Source organism: Marinoscillum sp. HNIBRBA16962 (assembly GCF_057801515.1).
Genome location: NZ_CM173603.1, coordinates 1,599,894 through 1,623,596, shown reverse-complemented (window position 1 = coordinate 1,623,596; position 23,703 = coordinate 1,599,894). Strand labels below are relative to the sequence as shown.

18 protein-coding genes and 1 other RNA gene are annotated in these 23,703 nt (G+C 42.9%); 5 read left to right on the top strand and 14 right to left on the bottom strand.

Going from position 1 to position 23,703, the window contains the following annotated elements:
* Window positions 1–100: 100 nt before the first annotated feature.
* Complete coding sequence (locus AC3E9V_RS06905) at window positions 101–715, bottom strand: collagen-like triple helix repeat-containing protein (RefSeq protein WP_488752462.1); 615 nt, start codon at window positions 713–715, stop codon at window positions 101–103.
* A 112-nt stretch (window positions 716–827) separates the two neighbouring features.
* Here AC3E9V_RS06905 and AC3E9V_RS06900 point away from each other — a divergent pair, with 112 nt between their 5' ends.
* On the top strand, window positions 828–1,019 hold the full coding sequence (locus AC3E9V_RS06900) for a cold-shock protein (RefSeq protein ID WP_488752461.1): 192 nt from the start codon (window positions 828–830) through the stop codon (window positions 1,017–1,019).
* Between the two features lie 319 nt (window positions 1,020–1,338).
* Here the strand turns inward: AC3E9V_RS06900 and AC3E9V_RS06895 are convergent, their stop codons facing one another.
* Complete coding sequence (locus AC3E9V_RS06895) at window positions 1,339–1,761, bottom strand: OsmC family protein (RefSeq protein WP_488752460.1); 423 nt, start codon at window positions 1,759–1,761, stop codon at window positions 1,339–1,341.
* 182 nt (window positions 1,762–1,943) lie between these two features.
* On the opposite strand from AC3E9V_RS06895, the gene AC3E9V_RS06890 reads away from it, so the two are divergent.
* A complete protein-coding gene (locus AC3E9V_RS06890) occupies window positions 1,944–3,002 on the top strand; it encodes a hypothetical protein (protein ID WP_488752459.1) in 1,059 nt (352 codons plus the stop codon).
* Between the two features lie 240 nt (window positions 3,003–3,242).
* On the top strand, window positions 3,243–4,301 hold the full coding sequence (locus AC3E9V_RS06885; RefSeq protein ID WP_488752458.1) for an AI-2E family transporter: 1,059 nt from the start codon (window positions 3,243–3,245) through the stop codon (window positions 4,299–4,301).
* Between the two features lie 53 nt (window positions 4,302–4,354).
* Here the strand turns inward: AC3E9V_RS06885 and AC3E9V_RS06880 are convergent, their stop codons facing one another.
* Window positions 4,355–5,212, bottom strand: a complete 858-nt coding sequence (locus AC3E9V_RS06880) for a Cbp1 family collagen-binding glycoprotein adhesin (RefSeq protein ID WP_488752457.1) — start codon at window positions 5,210–5,212, stop codon at window positions 4,355–4,357.
* A gap of 140 nt (window positions 5,213–5,352) precedes the next feature.
* The gene (locus tag AC3E9V_RS06875; RefSeq protein WP_488752456.1) at window positions 5,353–6,132 is read right to left on the bottom strand and encodes a 3-keto-disaccharide hydrolase; all 780 of its coding nucleotides are present in this window, start codon (window positions 6,130–6,132) and stop codon (window positions 5,353–5,355) included.
* A 321-nt stretch (window positions 6,133–6,453) separates the two neighbouring features.
* On the opposite strand from AC3E9V_RS06875, the gene ssrA reads away from it, so the two are divergent.
* Window positions 6,454–6,851, top strand: a transfer-messenger RNA (tmRNA) gene (ssrA, locus tag AC3E9V_RS06870).
* Window positions 6,852–6,868: 17 nt separating this feature from the next.
* Here the strand turns inward: ssrA and AC3E9V_RS06865 are convergent.
* From AC3E9V_RS06865 to AC3E9V_RS06830, 8 genes are all read right to left on the bottom strand, one after another.
* Window positions 6,869–7,435 carry a nucleotidyl transferase AbiEii/AbiGii toxin family protein gene (locus tag AC3E9V_RS06865; protein WP_488752455.1) on the bottom strand — a complete coding sequence of 189 codons (567 nt, stop codon included), beginning with the start codon at window positions 7,433–7,435 and terminating at the stop codon, window positions 6,869–6,871.
* Between the two features lie 175 nt (window positions 7,436–7,610).
* Entirely contained in the window at window positions 7,611–7,760 is a 150-nt protein-coding gene (locus AC3E9V_RS06860; RefSeq protein WP_488752454.1) for a DUF6922 domain-containing protein, read from the bottom strand.
* Window positions 7,761–7,806: 46 nt separating this feature from the next.
* On the bottom strand, window positions 7,807–8,298 hold the full coding sequence (locus AC3E9V_RS06855) for a hypothetical protein (RefSeq protein ID WP_488752453.1): 492 nt from the start codon (window positions 8,296–8,298) through the stop codon (window positions 7,807–7,809).
* 288 nt (window positions 8,299–8,586) lie between these two features.
* A complete protein-coding gene (locus tag AC3E9V_RS06850) occupies window positions 8,587–11,997 on the bottom strand; it encodes a VCBS repeat-containing protein (RefSeq protein ID WP_488752452.1) in 3,411 nt (1,136 codons plus the stop codon).
* 181 nt (window positions 11,998–12,178) lie between these two features.
* On the bottom strand, window positions 12,179–13,855 hold the full coding sequence (locus tag AC3E9V_RS06845) for a RagB/SusD family nutrient uptake outer membrane protein (protein ID WP_488752451.1): 1,677 nt from the start codon (window positions 13,853–13,855) through the stop codon (window positions 12,179–12,181).
* A gap of 23 nt (window positions 13,856–13,878) precedes the next feature.
* Window positions 13,879–17,253: a SusC/RagA family TonB-linked outer membrane protein gene (locus AC3E9V_RS06840; protein ID WP_488752450.1), complete on the bottom strand. Its 3,375-nt coding sequence runs from the start codon at window positions 17,251–17,253 to the stop codon at window positions 13,879–13,881.
* An 84-nt stretch (window positions 17,254–17,337) separates the two neighbouring features.
* Window positions 17,338–18,306 (bottom strand): FecR family protein, encoded by a 969-nt coding sequence (locus AC3E9V_RS06835; protein WP_488752449.1) that lies wholly within the window; start codon window positions 18,304–18,306, stop codon window positions 17,338–17,340.
* 144 nt (window positions 18,307–18,450) lie between these two features.
* Window positions 18,451–19,047 carry an RNA polymerase sigma-70 factor gene (locus AC3E9V_RS06830; protein WP_488752448.1) on the bottom strand — a complete coding sequence of 199 codons (597 nt, stop codon included), beginning with the start codon at window positions 19,045–19,047 and terminating at the stop codon, window positions 18,451–18,453.
* Between the two features lie 186 nt (window positions 19,048–19,233).
* Here AC3E9V_RS06830 and AC3E9V_RS06825 point away from each other — a divergent pair, with 186 nt between their 5' ends.
* Window positions 19,234–19,548 (top strand): hypothetical protein, encoded by a 315-nt coding sequence (locus AC3E9V_RS06825; RefSeq protein ID WP_488752447.1) that lies wholly within the window; start codon window positions 19,234–19,236, stop codon window positions 19,546–19,548.
* A 373-nt stretch (window positions 19,549–19,921) separates the two neighbouring features.
* On the opposite strand, the gene AC3E9V_RS06820 is transcribed toward AC3E9V_RS06825, so the two are convergent.
* A complete protein-coding gene (locus AC3E9V_RS06820; protein WP_488752446.1) occupies window positions 19,922–21,850 on the bottom strand; it encodes an RICIN domain-containing protein in 1,929 nt (642 codons plus the stop codon).
* 184 nt (window positions 21,851–22,034) lie between these two features.
* On the bottom strand, window positions 22,035–23,669 hold the full coding sequence (locus tag AC3E9V_RS06815; protein ID WP_488752445.1) for a glycoside hydrolase: 1,635 nt from the start codon (window positions 23,667–23,669) through the stop codon (window positions 22,035–22,037).
* Window positions 23,670–23,703 lie beyond the last annotated feature (34 nt).

Sequence of the window (23,703 nt, the reverse complement as noted above, 5' to 3'; positions counted from 1 at the left end):
AGAATTGAAAAAGTCAACGGTCAATGGCCAATGGTCAATAGATAACAAAAAAGGGTTGCTCCAGTGAAGCAACCCTTTTTGTTAAAATATATATGAGTAGTTATTGGATACTTCTTCTGGTTCGGACTTCTGCTTTAGCGTCAAGATCAGGTAAGCCCAAAGCTTCTTTTACGGCGTGGTAATCAGAAAGATCCACACGTCCGCTATCCCAAAAATCCCCGGGAACGATGACCACTCTTACCACCCAACCGTCTGTATCGATTGGCTCCAATAGATCAAATGAATAATCTGGCTGAAGGAAGAGCCGTACATCGTATTTTGAAAAATCAAAATTATAATTGATCATGCCTGAGGGGGTATTTACCAGCTGAGGCAACTGTCTCCATATCTCTACTATCTCTCCGTCATCTGTTTCATAATCACCCCATAAAAAGTACACTAATGCCACATCAGAAGCCAACCCTTCAAAATTGTCCGGATATGGGAGAATGACCTGAAGTTCGGTTTCAGCTTCATTAAATTCAGCAAAATCCACATTTTCCCATTCGAAAATATATCCACTCTCTCCTTGTTCACCTTGTGGACCTTGCTCTCCCTGAGGTCCCTGGTCACCTTCAGGACCACGTTGACCGATGGGACCGGGAGGGCCCTCTGCTGTACATGCTGCAAGTACAATTAAGGCTATGATCTGGAATACTGGTATAAGCTTTTTCATGATCCTTTTATTTGATTCATTAATGCTTAACCAAACATTGTTCCAATTTTTGTATTTGGAAAATTTATTTACGTACCTTTACTCCTATTATCAACAAATTATTTTATTAGTAATGAACACTGGAAAAGTAAAATTCTTTAATGATTCAAAAGGGTATGGATTTATTAAAGAGGATGAATCAGAAAAAGAATACTTCGTACACGTTTCCGGTTTGATTGATGAAATCAGACAGGATGATGCGGTTACCTTCGAGCTGAAAGAAGGTAAAAGAGGATTAAATGCAGTAAATGTGAAACTTTCATAAGTTTTAGTACATAGGAATTTGATCATTGTTGTCCCCCCGATTTGATCTGGGGGATTTTTTTGTCTGATCCTACTTTGTCTAGTTGCGATTAAGCAGTAGCGGAGTATGGGTCTGATGAATTTTCCATAACCCACATCAGCCCCCCTTTAATACTTTCAGGTTAATCCCTCTCTAAAGTCATTCCGCAGGAATCTATGTTCATTTAGTCTTAGAATCCTTTCAGGATAACTTTAAGGGAATGCTATGTCAATGCTGAACTTAATAGCAGCCCCCCTTCTGAAGTGAGATTCAAGGTATTTCTACCCGACTCAAAAATCTCTCATTTAGGCCTGATGATCTCAAAACTGTGGGTCATTTTGGTAGACTCATTGATGGTACCCGCCACTGAGCAATATTTTGTGGTCCCAAGATCAACAAATCGCTTCGCTTCATCTTCAGTAAGGTCGGGTGAAGTGAATGTGTACTTAATATTAATCTCAGTAAATTTCTTGGGGATTTCGTCCCGTCTGATCCCTTCTGCCTCCCCTGAAAAATCAACCAGCGTGCGTCTTCTTTTCTTCACCATCCCCACAATATCCACGGCCGCACATGCAACAAGAGCAGAGAGTAGCAGCTGCATCGGAGATTGCGCCTTCTTCTGATCAGCCGCGAGCATATCTATCTCCACACGGTTGCCCTGCTCATTTACTGCAAAATATTCTTCATCTGCTTTATAACCCAGACTTACTTTTGTTGCTTTCATAGTCCTATTGCTGTTTTGATCGTCGAATTTATGTTCTACCATTTGAAAATTTTAAAATCAGGAGGATTTTATTTCGAAATTTCCTAATCTCCCTTTACAAAACACATCTTTTTAGAAAAGATTCTTGGCTAGAATAATTAGTGGCGTACTTTTGTTGTTTCAATTTTTAATTTCGCAGAGTTATGATTATTCCGAAGGAGCCAAGGTTAACGAAAGAGCAGCTAGAAGAGGTAGTAGGTATAGTGGAGGAATACGGATGTAGAATTCAGCCAATTGAAGGACATCACCGGACAATATATGCTGTTTTAGGTGAGGAAAGGGAGACCATCATGGTCAACCGTATATTGGGACTGGACTATATAGACCGTTTTGATGCTGTTGATTCACCCTTTAAGCTCATGGACATTCATTCTGAGCTCGCACATCATAAAATTACCATAGGCGGCAAGATCGTCGGAGAAGATCCTTTTATCATTGCCGGTCATTGTACGATCGACCCCAAAAATCCTAATCTCTTTATAGAGTCTGCTCATGCAGTGAAGGAAGCGGGCGCCAGCGCTATCAGAGGTGGCGTTTGGAAACCACGTACCATGCCTTACTCATTTCAGGGAGATGACAGTTCGATGAAAATCCTCATTGAGGCAAAAGAGCAAACCGGATTGCCTGTAGACACTGAAGTAATGGACGAGCATCAGCTTTCCATCGCAGTAGAAGCAGGTGTGGACATTTTGCAGATTGGTGCACGAAATGCCCTGAACTATTCACTTTTGAAAAAAGTAGGTCAGGAAACAGCAGATAAAAAGATTGCCGTATTGCTTAAACGAAGTATGGGTATGGGGCCTATCAATGAATTCATTGCAGCCTCAGAGTACATCGCAGCTGGGGGTAATCCGGATGTGATGCTTTGTCCGAGAGGTACAGCACCTACGATGGATGGATACCGAAACTATCCCGATGAATCCATCACTCCCCTACTAAAGGAAAAAACCTGGGCACCCGTAATTGTAGACCCGTCTCACTCAGTAGGTCGTGCTAAATATGTACCATCCGCAGCTATGGCAGCTATGGCCTACGGGGCGGATGGAGTCATCATAGAAACACACAGCGACCCTAAAAAAGGAATCGGTGATGATCCGAAGCAATCAATCACACCGAGCGTATTAAAAAAATTGATCGAGGATATTAACCAGGTCTGGGAGATCCGTAAGCACTATAAGCAAAAGCTGCCACTGGCAGTTTAATAAAAGCGTTTCTAAATTCGGGTACTTGTTGTAGGAACCGTTTTTCGTATACAAAAAACCAGAGGCCGCTCAAAATATTTTTGGACGGCCTCTTTTTTATGCCTCTTAAATCAGAGTATAGGTCAGGCAGGTCCTGAAATTGTTTTGTCGAGTTATATCCAGGGTTCATCTTGAGGGTTTTTGACAGCAGCGATGAAGGTTCTTATATTCACTTCATCACTACCCATCAGACGATCTCAAATGAAAGAACCCTTCAAATTATCCAAAGTAGCTTATCTGCTGGTTACGTTGATCTGCGCTGTAGCCATCCTCAACTATTCCCAGGAGTACATCATTCCCTTTATCATTGCCCTTATTGTCTGGTTCATCATTCACGAGCTGAGAGAAAATCTGCAAATGGTCCCCTATATAAAACGAAAATTCCCCGTTTGGCTCCAAAGTGCCATTGCCTTTATTATTATCAATGCCGTAATGCTTATCATTCTGGAACTGCTCTTGATCAGCGTTTCAGACCTGTCTGAGTCAGCAGCCGTTTATGAAAAAAACCTGGATGTCACTTTGGCCAGGATCAATACACTGGCTGGTATGGATGTGACTTCACAGATCTATGACCTCATAGAAAAAGTAGATCTGACCCAGGTAGTGCCAATGGTGGTAGACTATATCTCGGTCATCCTTGGGGACGGATTTCTTATTCTGATCTATGTGCTTTTTCTGCTGATCGAAGAAAGCGTTTTTCCTCACAAACTAAAAGCCCTTTACCCCTCGGAAAAGAAGCAAAAGAAAACCAATGACCTGCTAAACAAAATGGATCATAACATCAGCAGGTACCTGACACTAAAAACATTTGTCAGTTTATTGACAGGACTCCTGAGTTATTTTGTTCTTCTGCTGTTTCAAATAGATGCCCCCATCTTTTGGGCATTACTGATTTTCGTCCTCAATTATATCCCTACCATCGGCTCACTGATTGCCACACTCTTTCCGGCAGCCTTTGCCATCTTACAGTTTGGAGCCTTTGCTCCATTCATTTACATCGTAGTATCCGTAGGGCTTATCCAGGTTGTGGTGGGTAACATTGTGGAACCGAAAATTATGGGAAACTCCCTCAACATCAGCTCCCTGGTAGTGATCCTGTCCTTAACGATCTGGGGAGCCATCTGGGGGATAGCCGGCATGATCCTCAGCGTACCGATCACGGTTATGATGATCGTAGTGTTTGAGGAGATCCCCAGCTTGCGATTTGTAGCAATCATGCTTTCCGAAAAAGGGCAGCTAAAACCCCTCGAAGAAGATTGATCGTGCGATCGAGCTCCGCTCGATCGCATTCAAACAACCATTTTATTTTTATATTATTTGACCTGCACCACCAGGTAGTTTGTGTTTTTCCAAAAAGCTTTTTTATCAACAATTATAAGTTGACTGGCACCTTCAGACTCAGTTATTTTAAATCCCGAGGTATCATGGTCGGTGATAAGTTTTATGGACTTACCCGCAAAGACCAGGGTATCCGTTTCGTCTTTTTTGATCTGAGAAAAGAGCTTTTGATCATTGTTGGCATTTAGTACTTTTACTCTTCCCAGTCCTATAAATCCTCCCTCTTTATCTATGATCTCATTTTGTGTGAGCGTTTTGGCCGTGCCTGAATAGTAATAGGCCCGATTTAAAATTTCTCCGAGATCCTTTGCCAACTGAAGTTGCTGATCATAAGCCAGCTCTAAATCACCGAAATTCTCCGTTAACTCGGCCAGTTCCAGTTCCTTTTCCAAAAGGTTCTTAGCCTGCAATTTAATCTCGTTATTCAATTTTAACACTTCTTCACTTTGCTCTCCGTATTTTTGCCGAAGTTCTTTCAGGTTCTTATCCATGGTTAAAATCTTGAGGCGAGAGTTGTCCAGTAAGGCTTTTATGGCTTCTACCCTTGCCATGATCTGATCGCGAAGATCGGGTTCTCCTTTCCCGTCTTTTCCCAGTTTTCCCATCATGGTTGTATTTACATCCACAGCCTTTAGGTTTTCGTTGATCTCAGCTAAAAGCTTTTTATAGTTTTCAATGGTGGCTTCCTGTTTTTTAGCCTTAGAACTAAGTGTCTCGTTTTCCTGTTTCAGTTGTACAGTTTGCTCGCGAAGTTTTTCATTCTCCTTTTTGGTTTTTGAATCACATCCGAGCAATCCAAAAAACATGATAATAACCAGATATTTAGTCTTCATTTTATTAAAGGTTGATGTTTATACGGTATAAAAATTAATTAGTTTGTAATCTGAAAAACACCATTATAGCGTATACCTGTAACTACTCTGACCACATTAATATCAAACAAGCACTCATAAGGTAATAAAAGTATAACTATTTAGAGCTCCCTTACCCAAATGTTTCTAAACCTTACCGGATTGCCATGATCCTGCAACTTTATTGGTAGTTTTTCAGGGTGGGCAATGTAATACGGTACTCCTATATAGCAGGTTGGCCCTAACAGCTCCACACCATTTTGCACCAAAACCCCATTGTGAAAGACGGTGACTTTGGCAGGAGAAACCAGGGTGCCTTTATCAGAAAACTTGGGAGCCATAAAAACAATATCGTACTTCTGCCATGTATCGGGCGGTAAAGAAGCATTGACTAATGGGATGTGCTGCTTATATATGGAAGAAGCTTGACCGTTATTATAAGTCTCATTGTCATAAGAGTTCAAAACCTGAACCTCGTAAAGCCCCATCAGAAAAACTCCACTATTGCTGTATCCCTGGCTGCTTTTACCTTCATCTTTAGGTGCCAGCCACTCTATGTGCAATTGAATATCTCCAAAAGCCTGTTTTGTAGCTATGTCTCCCGTTCCAGGCTTTACTTCAAGTTCACCACTTTTAATGCTCCATCCCGCTGGTTCTCCCGTATAGTTAGGATCATACTGTGGGATGACATCCTTCAGCCCCTTCATATTTGATGGGGATCCGAGTTGAGCTTTTTGCCACTGGTCCAGGTTACTCCCGTCAAAGAGGACAATCGCATCAGATGGCGGCTGACCTCCTTCTCCCGGAGTAACTTTTGCCAGGTCTTTATACAACTCGGTTTCTTCCTGGGAAAAGGCTGCCAGAGAAAGTCCGCATAACATGATCATTAAATACTTCTTCATAATGTTATTTTTGATTTTTAGCTAAAGCTAATAAATTGGAAAATATGCTTCCTTAATTATCTGCAAATTCTATGCTGGCATGTGTTTAAGAAATTACCACTCACCACAGAATTTTTGGTTTCACCTGTCCCGGCAGGAGATATTATGGCCTGCGCAAACCCTGCCGATAGTTATCGGCATCCCTAAAGGGAAGCTCACGTCCTATTTTAATATGAATTGCAGGTGTCGGCTGCCAGATTAAAGTCACGGAATTATTTTAAGGATTAGTTCGTTCGTATATTTGCGCTCACTTGTGATTCCTGCCCACTGGCAGAGATGTCTGGGGCCGACCGGAATCGACAGGAAGTGTAAATGATATGCTTGCATGCAGGGTGGTGAGTGTACACCCTCGATCAATTCGCTCAAACTATACTTGGCGAATCTAATTACGCCATGGCAGCCTAATCACTGATTAGTTTCAGTGACTAGATAGGGTTGAGGCCAAAGCCTCCCCCTGCCACATCCCACCAGGCTTCTGTCCTGTAAGCCGGATCATGGGGTGTCGACCTTCAGGACTAGTGTTGGTGATGCTATTAAGCCAATGCGAAACGCTAATAGCTGGCAGGTTCAGTAGGTTGTTATTCACCGGCTGGCCTGTGAGACCAAACGAATAACTAAGCATGTAGAGGGTATATGATTTCCTTTACTGGACGAGGGTTCGAATCCCTCCGGCTCCACAAAATGAAAAGCTCATCCTTTAGGGTGGGCTTTTTATTTTATAAAAGCTGGGTTCGAACCCGAGAAGAATGTCCTCCTTCACAAATTCCCAATACTTTCCTTTTAAACAAACTGGATCGAAATCCTCTTCCGCCTGAGAAAAGTCTATAAGGTTGTGAAGGATTAATTCCCTATCATGTCCATAAGGGTATCGCTGTTCATGCAATTGCAGCATTTGATCCAAATTGTATATATGCAGATCCCAAAAGTCTTTCTTGCGCCCCCCTCTTTGAACAACTCCTATTTTCATAGCCATGACTTCCTCTACTGTCGCCATCCTGATGTTGTCTTCAATGTGAACTGGCCGGATAAATGGATCTGTATAAAAAATATCGAGCTTTAAAGCGTTCTCTGCACTACTTCCAATGAAGTAGGATTTTCCCATTGCGGGAGCCATTTCAGAAAGGTGATCTACATATGGAAAGTTAGCTCCCAAATACTTTTCTATTACGTCGAAGTTGATACTCCCATAATTAGCATCGCTAAACAAATCAATATCAGCAGACTTGCGATGACCTATTTGAAGACTCAGTGCCGTTGCAACCAACTAACCTGAAAGTGTTGAACTCTTCAGCGAACATAAGCGTAAGCAAGCTTTTTCTAAGCAAGGATAATGCAGCATTGCTCGACTATAAAGTAGAAACAGTATATGGTTTTCTGCTTGTCGTGCTTGTAGCTGATTTCACTTTCCCAGCACCGTAAAAACGAAGCATTTCTTTTTTCTACGCTCCATTTCCCCGCTCAAAAATCCTCCTTATGACTGCTTTGTACTGTTTTTCCCAATCAATATCATCAATGTTTGTATCCCAAAACAAAGACTTTCTTAGAATGTAAAGATCCGGTGTTTTTGAGTGACGTTTCCGCCTTTCCATCTGAATGTCATAACAGGTCTTGCTATTCTGTTGATCTGAGTATTCTTCATGTGAGTTCTGCCTTCAAAAAATCCATGGCTATCTGACGCTCTCTGGCTTTACCCACTCTTAGCGCATCTATCATCGCCAGACACTGATACAGTTTGTGATCCAGCTGCACCGCATTGACCACAGATGGGTATAGCGGCACGATGCTCCTTCCCCTTACCGTACCCTTGCCTGATGGCCAGACAAACAGCTCATCAGACTCAATTTCCGTGATCAAAGGTGCTACAGAATGAGCTGTAGGAACACCTCTGACTAATGCCCCCGGTTGGGCAGGAAAAACATATTTAATCCCATATTGAAGGAAATCAAGAAGAGCCAGTGCCATCACCTGATAATCGCCGATGACCAGGCCGGCATTGCGAGATCTTCGCAATGATTTACTTATTTCGGATTGGCTGATGAATAGTCCTTGTGCCAGGGAAACCTGGGAAATTGGCTGCCCCCGATGGATAAGTAGCCGGAGTAGTACCACTATATCCAAAGGATTCATCGAGGGTTGTTTTTGACTAGTCATTGTTCTTTATATTCCATATTCGAATATACAATAATCAATAAAATCGTTCAGTTATTCAATCATTTAGGTAAAAATATTCCATATCGGAATATGGAATAATGTGTTTGATTACCCTACTATGCAGATTTTGGGAGAAAACTCACCTTCAGATTCGAATACCACTCCTTTCAATTCCGGAGAAAACTATAGAAGGTTGCGCTCAATTAGCAAAAGTAGCTGACACAGTCAAATACCCTGCCCTTCGAATTTAGTCCTGAGATAAAACTATTTTTCCTTTAACCGGAGCACCTGAAAATCATCGCTGTTCTTGGCCACAACGAGTCGATCGGCGACTGAATTATGGATCAATTTTACATCTCTGATGTCTCCACGAATCCATACCCCCAGGTCTTCCTGTTCCACAACATCATACCTTCCGTTGCCTTCCCCCTTTAGCAGGGTACCAACGGATGCATCGGACGGACCGTACTGTGCTCTAAATGAATAAAAATTACCGGAAAAGAGTATATCTTTTATCTCATCACCGGTAAAATCCTCAAACACAATTCCCTGGATAGTTGAAAACTGTACTTCCATAGGTAAAGCTTCAAGTGAAAACGAACCCTGTCCATTATTCAGCATCAGTACACTTTCCAGCGTATTGACAGTGTATACTTTGCTCCTTTCCAGCGTTTCCGGGGAAAATATGTCCTCAATAGTAGCTGTAGCATAATCTTCGTATTTGAGAAATTTCTTTTTCAGGATCGGCAGGGCATTCTGGAGCTCATCCAGGGAAGCTATGGGATAGCTTTTACCCTGAACATAACTACAGATGATCGGGGTTATCTCTCCATTGCCATAGTAGTCAATAGCATAGACGGTAAGCGGTTGTTCCGGAGATGCCCCAAACGGCTGATTGGTGCCGACATTACCTACTATAAAATCAATATCCCCATCACCGTCAATATCGGCTTCTTCTATCCTTTGCCACAGCCCGTTACTTTTGTCAGGAATCATTTCCTCAGTCATTTCTACCAGCGCCTTCCCCTGCTCATTGATGAATACACGTATTGGCATCCACTCACCAACCAGAATCAGATCCGGGTAGCCGTCATTGTTAATATCTACCCAGCGGGCATCATTCAGAATGCCTGGCTCTTTCAACTGATCGTTTAACATACTGGTACCCAATGTAAACCTGACTATGCCTTTGTCAGGGTCGCTATCATTAATCAGGATCCCTCCCGGGGAAATCAACGGGAAATTGCCGGGAATACTGCTACCCCCGATAAACAGATCCTCATCGCCATCCTGGTCAATATCACCGGCTGTAACACAGCTTCCATTGGAAAACTCTTCAGGAATTACTCCAGGCTCAGCTAATGAGAACTTTCCCTTTCCATCATTCAGGTATAGCCTGTCCTGAAACTCCCTGGAGTTTGGCGGAAAATCACTCCCTCCACTTACTGCATAGATATCCAGGTCTCCGTCATTGTCCGCATCAAAAAATACGGACCCGGTCGTCTCACAGGTTTTGTTTAATTCAAATGCTGGTTGATTACTTTTTTTATAACCTCCGTCGGCCAGTGAAAGAAATACCACATCAGGTTCACCGGATGCTCCACCAATAAAAAGATCATCAAAGCCATCTCCATTCAGATCACCAGCTGATAGCTGTGGACCTGACCTGGAATATTGCTTCAGCGTCAATCGATCCACCATAAAGTCCACAAAATCATTCTCTACATGGGTATATTGAATGCTACTGCTGGCTGTTACATCCTTCAGGAACCCACTAGAAGCCAGTACTTCACTTTCGCTTACAGAAGAAGGTTGGGCGTCCTTTTGATGATAATGCAGAAGTCTCCCTGATTCAGGGTTTTTATCTAAAGTAACAGTGCCGTCCGGCCATAAGATCTTTAAACGCCTTACAGCTGCGTTGCCCAGCCCAAAATGAAGAACCGGATCCACTGAAGATTGATACCCTCTTGCAGGATAATTTTCGAGCGATTGCGATGAGGAGTCCGTCTCTAACCAGACCCTGGCTCCGATAGCGAAAGTGTTTGGCTCTTTTCCGTGGAGCCTGATACGGACAAAATTATTTTGTGACGTTTGTCGGGATTCATTCCTGTAAATGGCCGCAGGTTCATTTGTAGTGTTTATGACCAGATCAAGGTCGCCATCCAGGTCCAGGTCAGCATAAGCTGCCCCGGTAGACACAGCCAGGTCATCCAGCCCCCACTGTTGAGATACATCTTTAAACTGAAGTTTCCCCTCATTTTTAAAAGCATAATTGCGAACCTTTGAAGACGGCATTTTATTGACAAGTTCAAAGATGGCTTTTTCATTGACCTTCTTGCCTTTTTCGTCAAAAAGTTCCTTTCCCTTTGCTCTTTCCTTTTCTATAGCTTCGTTGATATGGAACTTCACAAAATCCATGTTGGTATAATCGCGCAGATAGCCATTACTTACAAACAGGTCTTTTTTGCCATCATTGTCATAGTCTGCAAGCAAGACAGACCAGCTCCAGTCTGTGGCTGAGATCCCGGAAATCTGTCCGACTTCACTGAACACGGGATTCGATTGATCATCAACACCCTGGTTTAGCTGGAGCATATTTCTCATCTGCTGGTGATGGTAGCCATTTTCAAGCGCTAACTGGTAGCGATCAAATTCATCCGGTCCTTTGAGTAATTTCTGGCGGTAGTTATCTTCCGGCAGCATATCCAGGGTGACCACATCCGCCAGTCCATCATTGTTGATATCTGCAACATCATTTCCCATAGAGAATTTGGAAATATGACCCATTGATGCATGAGCGCGATCTTCAAACTTTCCATTTTTTAAATTGATGTATAAGAAATCCTGCTCATCGTAATCATTGGAAACATAGATGTCCGGATACCCGTCAGCATTGAGATCACCTATAGCTACTCCCAACCCAAAATTCATTCCACTGCCATGGATTCCCGCCTCCAGGCTAACATCCGTGAACACCCTCTTGTCTCCCTGAAGGGTATCATTTTTGTAGAGTCGGTTTCCAAAATAGGGGTGACGGGTGTTTCTCAGCTTTTCACTATTAAAAAATGGTGAGTAGAAGGTTTTGGAATGGTTCAATAAAAACATATCAAGATCGCCATCCAGGTCATAATCAAAGAAGGCGGCCTGGGTACTGAAAGATCCGAGAGCATCTAACCCGAATTCTTTAGCCTGATCGATGAATGTTGGTATGCCCTGTTCATTGTTTCCCTGGTTAATAAACAACTGGTTGGTCCTCACTTCATTACCCCCCGGTCCTGAATAGCACACATAGATGTCCAACAGACCATCGCCATTTACGTCGGCCATACTAACGCCGGTCTTCCAGCCGTCCTTACCTGCAACACCCGACTGGTCAGTAATATCAATGAACTCAAAATCACCTTGATTTAAGTAAAGCTTGTTTTTGACCATGTTGCCGGTAAAATACACATCCGGCAAATTGTCACCATTAAGGTCTCCTATACCTACACCTCCTCCATTGTAGAGGTATTCATACTGCATGACATTTAACTTCTCTGTCTCTACAACCTCGTTATTGAACGTAATCCCGGTATGGTGTTGATCCAGTTTGGTAAACAGCTGTTGGGACGACTCTTCACAGCTCCATAATCCCAATCCTGCAATAATGATAAATAGTCCTTTCCAGCGCATCATAAATTATTCCAACTAGTGATAAATTTCAAAAATGCAGTATACTAAAATGTTACCTAAATAACTGATTAACAGATCATTGTTTCGATGAATAATATTTTTACTATTGAGCACTTAAAAAGTAAGAACTACCCAGCGGTATTTTGCCGGGTAGTTCTTGTGTTTATCTGGTATATTTTATTGATTACCAGCCACTGATCTGCTCCAGGGCCGGACTTTTATCGATTTCACTTTGTTGAATCGGCATCACGTATAGTTTCTGTGGAAAAGTCCGTGTCTCAAATTCAAACCGAGTGTAACCCACACTATCCACTACTCCGTCATCTTCAAAATCGTATGAAGTCATTTGGATTCCCTCCATTGGTCCATTGACCACATTTTCCGCAATTCTCCATCTTCGAATATCATAATAACGATGCTCTTCAAAGACCAATTCTATTCTTCGCTCATTTCTGATACGAGTTCGCATTTCATCCTGGTTTAGCCCCACAGGTAAAGCAGGCATATCTACACTCGGACGGGCACGAATCTGATTGATGGCATCATAAACGGTTCCATCAGGGCCGGTTGCTTCATTTTGAGCTTCAGCATAATTCAACAGCACTTCCGCGTAACGGATAAATAACCAATCCTGATCACCAGCCAAGGTGTAAATTGGGACTTCTTCTCTATGGAATTTACGGGTGTAATACCCAGTAGGTGTGTTTGCACCAGGTAAATCGTGCTTACCACCCGGATACATCTCCATCATTTCGCCCCGAAATTCTGATCCATCATGCACCACCGTGGCATCAAAGCGAGGATCCAGATTATCAAAAGGATTTGCCGGGTCATACAGAGGAGAAACATCCTGTGCCTGACCATCGACCATTTCATAGGCATCCACGAAATTTTGAGTCGGGCAGTTTCCAACCCATCCGGCATCATTTGGTCCTACGAACGACCTGGGAGCATTGTACACATCCCATCCCGCACCGGCAGTACCACCAGCATTACTTTGGTGAGTCTTATCGGGCAATTCAAATTTTTTCAACCATACGACCTCTTCATTATTTTCATCCAGAAAGATATTTTGATAATCCGGATACAAAGCATACTCTCCACTATTGATCACCTCAAGAGATGCAGTTGCGGATTCATCATATCTTTCCGCATAAAGCAGGACCCTTCCTTTCAGCGCGTATGCAGCTCCTACTGTAGCTCTACCATAATCAGCTTCAGATTGTGTAGGTAAGTCAGGAATAGCTGCATCCAGATCACTCACGATAAAATCTACCACATCATCGTAGGTATTACGCTGTGTGAATTCTTCAGGATCATCGCCGGGTGTTAGTGTCCTATCCACAATTGGAACACCTGTTGGCCCTCCACCTGAAGTGTTCAGCCCGTAATATCGCAGGAGATCATGATATAGATACGCTCTTAGAAAACGTGTTTCTGCTTTCAACTGCGTTGCTAATTCTTGATCCTCCAGCTTATCGAGATTTTCCAACGCTTGATTCGCAGCCCGTATTAACCGATAGCAGTCAGGCCAAATGGTCCAAAAAGGGATGTTACCTGTGGGTAGAAAATCTCCCGTATTTAAGAGATCCGCAGAGGTCCAGTCAATCGCATTTTCAGCGTCATCAGATCCTGCATCCAATATATAAAGACCTTTTGCCCATGTTTGATACCTCCGGTCAAAACCGGATGGGACAGCTCCGTAAATCCCAAACACAAACTGACTGGCAGCATTCGGGTCTGACCAAATGATTTCTTCAGTCAACGAGTCTTTGGGTACTTTATCCAGTATATCCTGGCTACAACCTCCTAGCAGAACCAGGAATAATGATAGGTATCCGTATTGTAGTAAATTCTTCATGACATTGTTCATATTACAAGTTCTTAAAATCTTACATTAAACCCTGCATTCCATACCCTCAGTTGCGGATACGTCCAAGACCGGTCATCTGCGTATTCCGGATCCCAGTTTTCGATCCCCGTCCAGGTTGCTATGTTGTTTGCATTCACATACAGTCTTAGCGATTGGATGAATTCAATTCCCTGTACAGGTACATTGTAAGCTATCTCAATGTTTTTAAGTCTTAAATAAGAAGCATCCCTCATCCAAAAACTTGAGAATTCATGGTTCAGGTTATTTGTGGGGTGCGGCAAAATCCTGGGATTGGCTGCATCGGTGTTATCCGGAGTCCAGTAATCCAAATTGGATCTCACAGTAGATGCGTCTCCAAAAAATGGCCAGGTGCCTTCGCAACAGGTATACTGATTTACACTGGTAGCACCCTGAAACAAGAATGTAAATGAGAAGTTCTTGTAATTAATCTGTCCATTAAGACCAAAAATATAATTGGGAACGTTGGAAGACCCACTGGTTACTCCCACCGCTACACGGTCATCCGCATCAACAACACCATCATCGTTAACATCAGCCATTTTGATGTCTCCGGGAGCGGTAGTTCCAGGTTGTTCAGCCCAATTATCCACTTCCTCCTGAGACTGGAAAATGCCTACGGCTTTGTAACCGAAGGCCATTCCCAGAGGATGTCCTATTGCACTCAGGTTCGGATTGATATCCTCAGGTTCCGGGGTATCTACCACCTCATTTTTAGCATAGGTCATATTTCCATTTACTGAGAAAGAAAGATCCTGAGTCAGGTTGTCCTCATAGCCCAAACTGATCTCCACTCCCCGGTTATCTACACGGGTTACATTTTTGATACCCGGTACAATCCCATAAATGTCTGGGATGATAGCCACTTCATCTCCAAGGATGTCAGACCGCTTATCGTAGAAGTAGTCGAAGGTTATAGACAGCCTGCCATCCATAACAAAGGCATCAAACCCAACATCAAATTTTTCCACAGATTCCCAGGTAACATTAGGACTTGCAAGACGTCCTTCCCAGATAGTCGGGTACACATCCCCATCACCAAAAACAGCATTTGGATAACGTCCTTCTCCTACATTATAAGACTGTAAATACAGAAACCTATCATTGGGGTCATCGCTAATCCGATCATTACCCAGCACACCATAAGATGCTCTCAGTTTCAGGAAATCTAGGAAGGTAACATCACTCATAAAAGATTCTTCTGTAATGATATAGGCTCCGGAAACGGATGGGAAAACCCCCCATCGTTGATCAGGAGCAAACTGCTCTGATCCATCCACTCTTACTGAAGTTTCGAAGATATATTTGTTAGCCAACTTTACATTCAGTCGACCCACAACTCCTTGCCGTCCGAAACTTCTTGAATATCCGTTGTTATTTCGATTTTCAGATGCACCGTTAAATAGTTCATCAATTGCAACGGTAAACCCTTCCCGGTGAGCCGAGATGTAATCCAATTCCCTCTCAGTCTGCGTATACAAGATAAGACCCGAAATATCTACATTACCAAATGTTTTATCATAAATCATATGTGTCTGAAGAGTAGTAGAATGGTCATCCATTGAGTTTACGTCCAAGTAGTTGGCCGGAAGATCCTGGGCAATCAGATTACCTGTTCCATCAACTACATAAAAAGGTTCGACCGGATAGTACCAGTTCTTATTACTGGTGATTGTCTTATCATAAGAACCAATCAGCTTAACAGACAGTCCATCGATAAACGGAACTTGCTGATGGATTTCCATTCTGGTTCGAAGTGCTTCCTGTTCTCCGTTTCTGTATCCGTTTTCTGGCAATGCAATATAGGCCGGTCCACTGGCCACACCTCCATTAGAAAATTCTAGTGGTGCTTTATTAGGTTGTGTATTGACCCATCTGAATAATTCATCTGATTTACCCAGCGTTTTTGAACGCTGCTTCCTACCGGACAGGTCGAACGAGAAACGCGTGGTTTCGGTCACATTTGCATCAATGTTCGATCTGAAGTTAAACCGCTTAAAGTTATCAGACGGAGTAATTCCATCCTGAGATAAATAACTTAATGAAGTAGCGTACTGAACCTTCTCACTACCTCCGTTTGCTGAAATATTGTGTTGCTGAATGGGCGCTGTGTCATTCAGCAGATCCAGCCAATTGGTATCAGGGTGAGTATCCGGACTACTTCCATCTTGATACTTTTGGAGATCATCATCTGTATACTCAGCGGGCATTCCGGCGTTTGCCAAAGCTTCATTTCTAAGTGTTGCATATTCATATGAATTCAAAAAATCAGGCTCCCGGGTTCGCTCCTGGATGCCAAAATTGCCATTATATGAGATTTGCATTCTTCCTTCGCGACCTCTCTTAGTCGTAACCAGAATCACCCCATTTCCGGCCCGCATTCCAAAAACAGCTGCACTTGCCGCGTCTTTCAGGACCGAAACAGATTCAATTTCACTGGGGTTCAGTTGGAAAAAGTCGCTTGAAGAACGGACGATCCCGTCGATCACGTACAGGGGATCTGTAACACCAGTCGTTCCCACACCTCTGATTAATACCCTTGCTGCATCACTGCCTGGCGCCCCGGATGGCTGAGTAGCAATAATGCCTGGAGTATTACCAACTAACGAGTTACTCAGATTACCAGATGGATTTTGACTGATCCGCTCTACACTAACAGTGGACACAGAACCAGAGATCTCACTCTTTACCTGCTGTCCATACCCTACCACCACTACTTCAGCTAAACTGGAAAGATCCGGAACGAGCTGAATAGAAATATCACTTTGATCACGCACCGTGATAGTCTGGGAAGTATACCCTACGAAGGAAACCTGAAGAACGGCTCCTTCCTCAACATTCAAAGTGAAATTTCCGTCAACATCAGTAATGGTTCCATTGGTGGTGCCCTGTTCCAGAATCGTTGCTCCAGGCAGTGGTTCTCCATTTTCATCAGTGACCCGTCCAGATACACTAAATTGTAACAGGATCTCATCACTGATGTCCGGAAGCTTTTTATCATCAACCGAAATCAAGGTAATTGTTTCGTTAATCCTGTTAATGGAGAAATGACCCTGAACCGAAATTTCATTCAAAAGATCCTTTAAATTCCACTTACCTGAATTTATCCTGACGCTTTTGTCCTTAATCCCCTCTCTGGTAAAAGCAAAGCTAAATTCACTTACTGATTCAACATTGCTAATCAACTTTTTAAGTGCAATTTCTCCATCTCGAGAATTAAAATTGAGATCAATTTCAATCTCATCAAGATGCTTGCGTTGCGCCGTAGACTCATTTGCCATCACTATCAATAATGACTGACAAATAACCACCGCATATAAAGCCAGTTTGCCCACGCGAATTAGATTTTTTCGTAATTTTACTTTCATATGGTTTTGGATTATGCTAAAACTATGTATCAAAAGGGGGTCGAATGCTACCTGCCAAGTGCTTCTCGGCCCTCCTTTTTTATCTTAAATGTTCTCTATTATTATCTTATCATTGATTGTTTTAAAGTTTAATTTATAAGCTCTTGTAACACTGGACATTACTTCAGTTATTGTGGCGTTTTGAAATGAACCTGTAAACAATTCATCTGCAACCACCTCATCCCTGACAATGATATTTACATCATACCACTGCTTAACTTCCGAAATTACCTCCTCGAAAGAATTGTTCTTAAACACCAGCTTTTGATCAATCCAACCAAGAATGAGGTCAGCGTCGTAAGATGTGACTTTCAGTGATTCTCCATCGTTGTTGATTTGTGCCATTTGAGATGGGCTCAACTCAACCGAATTTCCGGACTTTCCCTTTACACTTACTCTTCCTGTCCTTACGGCAACATGTTTGGGTCCATCTTCAGGATAAGCACTGACACTAAAGGATGTTCCGAGTACCTTCACCTCAAAGTCATCAACCTTAATAAAAAATGGTTTTGACTCATCACGTGTCACTTCAAAAAATGCCTCGCCCACCAGCCGGACCTCACGTCTGTTCCCTTCAAACTTCTCCGGGACAGTTAGTTTTGATCCGCTATTTAGTTTCACACGAGTTCCATCAGGAAGCATCGTAGTTATCTTCTGTCCCGGGAGACTCCTTTTTTCTATGTAGGTCATCTCAGTGGATTCCTCCAATGACCCACCATGATCATTAATGAGCCACCAACTCAGACCAAACGCAAGTATTAACACCGCAGCCCATCTCACAAAATGAAACACAACCGGCCTTTTTCCTGTATCACTTAAGGGTGTATTGATCTGTCCCCAGATCTCATCACGATGGGTATCAAGCTTAGTCTGATCTTCTTGCGAAAAAGCCAATTTCAGTTGAAAGTATATTTTGCGGTTTTTGGGGTCAGATTCAAGCCATGCATCCAACACTTCCTGCTCCCGGCTGGTAATTTTTTGACCTGTAACCTTCTTTATAATCAATAAATCCATAAAATCATGCTTTTCTGTTATGAAACAGACATTCTCCTATAAGAGAAGAAAAGCAGGTCAAGTGGACTAGTAAAATTGAAAAAATTATGGAAACCAGTGCAATCTGGTTAATTTGATTATTAATATTTCAATAAAATATTCTGTTTAATAGAATATTTCCATATAAGAAAGCAGACTGATAATGATACTAAATCCTATGGAATGTTTGAACATCGGCTTATCAGAATAGAAATTGTCTAGCTCTCCCCGAAGTATTTTGGTAGCGTGTACCAGGTGATTACGGACAGTATTTACGGAAATGCCGAGTTCCTCTGCTACTTCTTCATATTTCTTATGTTTTAAACGCACCATCTCAAAGACAAGCTGACATTGCGGAGACAATTTCCCGATAGCTCTTTTTAAAAATTCTTCAAGTTCTTTACCAATCAACAGATGCTGCGGATTTATTTCCTCAGCTATTTGGTACTCTTTATCTTCCTGGAGATATTCCATTTGAACGGGGTTCTTCGACAGCTGTTTGATGCAACTGTTTTTAACCGACTTCAATAAGTATGCCCTCACATTCCTTACATAATTAAGATCCACTTTAGCACTAATAAGGTACAGGAAAACTTCTGAAACAGCATCTTTGGCCAGATCCCGTGAGTTGGTGATCCCTTTGGCATAATTAAACAAATCATCGAAATGCGTTTCGTAGAATTCCTTGAGTGACAAACGACCGATGTCTTCTGAAAGCTTCATCTAATGGCTCCAATGATTTATATCCTAAATGGAAATGTATTGAAAATTAAGGTAAAATCAAGTAAGTGAATTTAAAATATATTAAAAGAGGGGGTTGTTTTAGATAATTGATTATTTGATTTACAAAATCAAAGCGGTTTACATCATTTTACAATGCATCACTTTCAGTATACAAAATATCAGGACATGGAAAACACGGAAAAAATAGTTCAGCAGCTCTGGAAGGCCTCTACTGATAAGCATACCTGCCGGATCAGTCTGAAGGATGAACCCCTCCCCAGGCTGGTGCATCCGTATGGCGTAGGCATAACCACAGCAAAAAAGATCATCCTTGTGAGCTGGCAGGAAGGAGGATTTACCAAAGGTGGAGGAAAGGCGGGTTACCGCAATTTGATCCTTGATAGAATTCGCGAGGTTGAGATCCTGGAAAAGCGGTTTTACAGAAGAGACGATTTCGATCCCGATGACGGACAATACAAGGAGTGGATCTACCACATTTAACCCAAATTATGCATCAGAGCATAATTTGCCCAAAGGGCAGACGAAAGCTTTGCTTTGTCTGGACGGTCCGCCGCAGCGGTTACCTCATGACGTTTCAGTCAGAGTGTGACCGCTTGCGCGTCATCACCTGACAAAAATTTCCTGTTTTGGAAATTTTTTGTCCCGGCGTGGATTCGCATCATTCAATAGAATATTTTGTTTTGAATGTGAAAATATTCTATTGAATAATTCGGGTTTAATTTTAACCTGCTTTATTCAGGAAATATCGATTCGGATTGGCACAGAACAGAGTATAAATTTTATCTCTTATTTCTGAAAAAATCAAATAAAAGGAACTGCCGCAATACTTCTACAACAGTTCCCTTCATTTAACCTATTTCTTGACAAACTTGAGACGGCTTCTTCCCGATTGTGTGGCCACCTCCAGAAAGTAAACTCCCTCAGACAAACCACTCACATCAACCTGATTCTCAACACCCGCCAGATTGGTGTTTATCATTAGTTGACCTGAAATGGTGAAGATTTTTGCGTTGGCCGTTCCATCATTATCCTCCAACCGTATATTGAGTAACCTTTCAGCAGGATTGGGATAAGATAACAGGGATGCTGACTCTTGTTGTATGCTTTCTTCACTATGCTTATCCAATTCAGACGCAACCCTTGCTCCTGAAACACTGACCAGCTGCCATTGGGCATTTACGTGCGTGGTGTAGGCGTATTGTCCACAGACAGAACCATTGGTTGTGCGACCCATGCCGTCCAGATAGAGGCCGGTCCCTTTGTTCTGAAGCCGATAATAGTTCCCGCTGTATTGCTGCACTGACCAGTGGGAATTTTGATGGGTAGTATTAGCCCACATGCCTACATCTGACCCATTGGAGCTCCTCCCCATGCCGTCCAGATAAAGTCCGGTTCCTACATTTCTGAGCTGCGTATAGCCACTGCCCACATCAACAAATTCCCATTGTGAATTCCGATGGGTGGTGTTGGCATACTGACCACAAGGATTACCGTTTGTAGTACGGCCCATACCGTCAAGGAATAGTCCCGTGCCACGATTTCGCAACTGATAGACATCACTGATACTACCTCCACCACCAATGGTTCCCCTGAATGTGGTTATACTATGTCCGGCCAACGTATTGGTCAGGGAAAAGCCACCTGAGTAAGTACCTACTTCCGATACATTATGTCCGGTAGTACCAGTGGTCTCCCACTTTGTAATGTTGCTTACATTGTTTCCTGAGAAATCAAAAGTGACGCTTCTGGATGACGAGTTTTGATTGATCACAACCATCACCAAAGTGTTTCCATCTTTGTATGAACTAACGCTGACTCCTGATGTAGGCGTAGCATCAGCCCTTACTCGCACATATCCGGGACGAACAAATTTAGCATAGTGACTCATCACAAAACCTCTCTTGGAAACATTTCCGTTTTCTGTAATGAGACCGTAGCTCCTTCTGATGTACCACCAGATATAAGCGTTATACCCGTTGATCATAAAATCATGGATCTCCTTGCCGGCTTCTAGAGCTTCCGGCCAGTTGTTGGCGCTGTTGGCGTTACTATTGGGGGCATAGTGCTCGGTCATCCACTGTTCTTTACTTGAGTTGTAGCGTGTAGGACTTCCCCCATAAGCATGGTTGGCCAGGATGTCTACCTGTGACGAAGAGGCGATGGCACTCATGTAGGCTCCTTTGTAATGAACTGTTTCCGGGGCGATCACACGTGTTGGGATAACGGATGCATTATTATCAAGAAATGTCCTGATCTGCGAACCACTCCAACCGCATGATTCGTAATCCGGGACAAAGTCCGGTTCGTTTTGTACGGAAATGGCATAGAGCGAAACCCCATTGGAGGACATATAATTGGCGAAATCCCTCAAATGGTTGGCGTAAGCTCCATAGGATGAAGGGTTCAGGGAACCGCCCGTTGTACTTCCATTGGATTTCATGGATGCCGGTGGCGACCATGGCGTAGCGATTACGATTGCACCGTGACTTACAGCCCTCTGAGCAGTTGGCAACTCCCTGTTCCACTGAGAACTATTGGGAGATACGCTGATCCTTAAGATGGATAGGCCTATCTGTCCATATCCATTACCAAAGGCTTTATCAGCCTGACTCTCGGATAAATCAGCAATCCAGCGTGGAAAATTCATCCCGCCAAACCCTCTGATGGTTTGATCTGTACTGCCTATATAGATACCGGCAGTTTGTGCGCTTGTCACGTAAGAAGATAGGAATAGCGCCATTATCAGCAACTTCCCTATCAAATGAATAGAACATTTTTTCATAAGTATTTAGGTTTTGGTTTGAACTAATTGTAAAGCTGGTACGAGGAAGGATTATTCAGCAGGATGAATAAGTCATCTGCAAACGACGGGATCATGAGTTTGGGTGGATAGATATTATTATTCCTTAACTTCATATGGTTTACCTGATTTTATTAGAAAAAGTGCTTGTCATTGCCCAATTAAGTCAATTGTCAATGACAATGGTTGTAACACTAAGTGGCGCTAAGCTTAGTGCAATGGTGTTCTCCCCGATCCCTGTATCTACCTTTTCTCCATCCATGGTTAATGATGTAGTATAGGCGTTTGCCGAAGCGGGTGTAGCAGGCATCTGTAGCTTCACTTCGGGGAGTATATTGTTCTCCTCATTGATCAGGACAATTACTGTTTTATCATCACCTGTATAGGCAGTCAATTTTAAGCCGGCATTGGTGTCTGTTTCTGTAGCAATGCGAACGTACCCCGGACGAACATATTTAGAGAAATGAGAGAAGGCCAGTCCACGTTTAAGTACTTCTCCAGCTACTGTGCCACCATTCCCATCTCCGATAAATGAATAATAGCGTTTCATGTACCACCAGATGTAAGCATGCCAATTGGAGATCATGGACTCGTGAATACTTCCAAGCATTTCCATACTTTCATCCCAGATCTCACTATCGGGGACGTTTACCCAATCTTCCGGTTGGATAGCATTGTCACCCGATCCGGAGTTCAGCAGGTATTCCGTCATCCAGATTTCCTTTTCTTTCTCTTCAGCCAGGATGTAGCGGCTGGGGTGCGCGCCATAGAGATGCCCACCGACAATATCCAGGTTAGCCGCCGCAATTGGGTCATTTAAGATATCATCAGTATAATTTTTTGCGAATCGCAATGATTCCGCTGCCAGCACTTTAGCGCTTTCAATAGCAGCACCATGGTTCTTGATAAAGTTATACATCATTTGAGGTGTCCATTCACAAGACTCATAGGTGGCGGGCCAATCTGGTTCATTCTGAACGGAAACGACATCAATGACGATGTTTTGATCAGCCATGTATTGTACATAGTCATTCAGATAGATGGCATAGTCATCGTAATGTTCCTCCATCAGATAGCCATTTATAAGTGGATTCTCCTGTGTATCGTACTTCCATTCACCTGGTGGTGACCAGGGAGAGGCAATGATTTTCACTCCATAGGTTTCCATTTCCTGAAGCATACTGACCTGTGAAGACCATCGGCTTGAAACTGGCGAAATTCTTACCCGAACAATGGAAAGCCCCAGTTCATTGTCTCCAGTACCCAACAAAGTCCGGATATGGCTATCAGAAAGCGGAAGAGCATGCCAAATGGCAGCTCCCCCGAAACCTGAAATGGTCTGATAGGTTATGGTTGGGTCTACTGTAACTTCTATGGGTTCCACTGGCCTGGGACTTTGTACAATCTCAACATGGTGCCTTATATCGCTATTAAGTGACCGGAGGGTAAGTACCTGCTTATTCGTAGTGTAGGTTTCGTTTTCCTTAACCCGGATAGTAACTTTTGTGATGGTATGCCCCTCGTCAGTAGCACCTGCATAGGTTGGCGATATCTGCTCAATGAATTCAGTACCCTCTTTTACAGAGTCACCATTGATATTCCACTGAGTAAACGCCCATTCTACATCCAGAGAAAAGCTGCCACCAGCACTTGAAAGCGCTTCCATCGGGATCGTTTCCTGCACAAAAGAAAGCTCCGGGTCACCCTTTAAAGTATCGGGTTCCTTATTGCAGGATGATAGGACAAAGGCAATCGTAATAAGGTATAAAACCAATATATGTACTTTTAAAATACTATTCATAGATGGCTTTTTGTTGATTATATGTTTGATTCAA